Raw genomic sequence first — 972 nt, forward strand, 5'->3', positions numbered from 1 at the left:
TCGGTGTAGCGGGCTGCCGCGTCGTGCGCGACGTCGATTCGGCCGATCGCGGCACCGGTGGCGTCGTAGGGCTGTGCGTCGTTCCGGGAGCGCCCCTCGGGATCGAGGGCAGCTTCTATCCGGTCTTCGACGTCGTCGTCCAGCTTGTGTCCGCCTGCGGCGAAGATCTTGATTCCGTTGTCGGGCATCGCATTGTGAGACGCCGAGATCATCACGCCGAGCGCCGCGTCGTATTCGGCGGTGAGGTAGGCAACCGCAGGCGTGGGGAGAACTCCGACGTCGATCACGTCGACACCCGATGCGGTCAGTCCCGCGGACACGGCTGCGCTCAGCATTGCCCCACTGATGCGCGGATCACGACCGACCACTGCCACCCGCCTGACGCCGTCGACGTTCGGTGCCAACACGGCGGCTGCGGCTCGCGCGATCGTCAACGCCAGTTCTGCGGTCAGAACCCCGCCTGCCAGTCCGCGAACTCCGTCGGTGCCGAACAATCGCGCCATGAACCAAGAACCCTTCGAGCGGAGAGAATGTGGTGGGAAACGCCTCGAGGGCAGGCGTCCGATACTGCTGGATGCCTGCCCTCGAGGATGAAACGAGTAAGACGCGTCAGCGCTTGGAGTACTGCGACGCCTTACGGGCCTTCTTCAGGCCGTACTTCTTGCGCTCGACTGCACGCGCGTCACGCGTGAGGTAGCCCGCGGCCTTGAGCGGCGGGCGATCGTCGGGTGCGAGTTCGATCAGTGCGCGCGAGATGGCCAGACGCAGTGCGCCTGCCTGTCCCGACGGTCCGCCACCGTGCAGCAGTGCGACGATGTCGAAGGACTCCGCGCGGTCCACCAGAACGAGAGGAGCCTTGATCAGCTGCTGGTGCACCTTGTTCGGGAAGTAATCCTCGAGGGTGCGGCCGTTGAGCTTGAATCCGCCGGTGCCCGAGGACAACCGAACACGAGCGACGGCTTCCTTACGGCG

The 972-nt window shown here is 65.7% G+C and carries 1 protein-coding gene and 1 pseudogene; both read right to left on the reverse strand.

What is annotated here, in order from left to right:
• Positions 1-503: pseudogene (locus A2J02_RS16535) on the reverse strand (phosphoglucosamine mutase); the annotation flags it as partial.
• Between the two features lie 106 nt (positions 504-609).
• Positions 610-972: 30S ribosomal protein S9 (rpsI, locus tag A2J02_RS16540; RefSeq protein WP_082899524.1), on the reverse strand; the 363-nt coding region annotated here is incomplete at its 5' end.

This window comes from Rhodococcus sp. EPR-147 (genome assembly GCF_001647185.1).
Classification (GTDB): domain Bacteria; phylum Actinomycetota; class Actinomycetes; order Mycobacteriales; family Mycobacteriaceae; genus Rhodococcoides.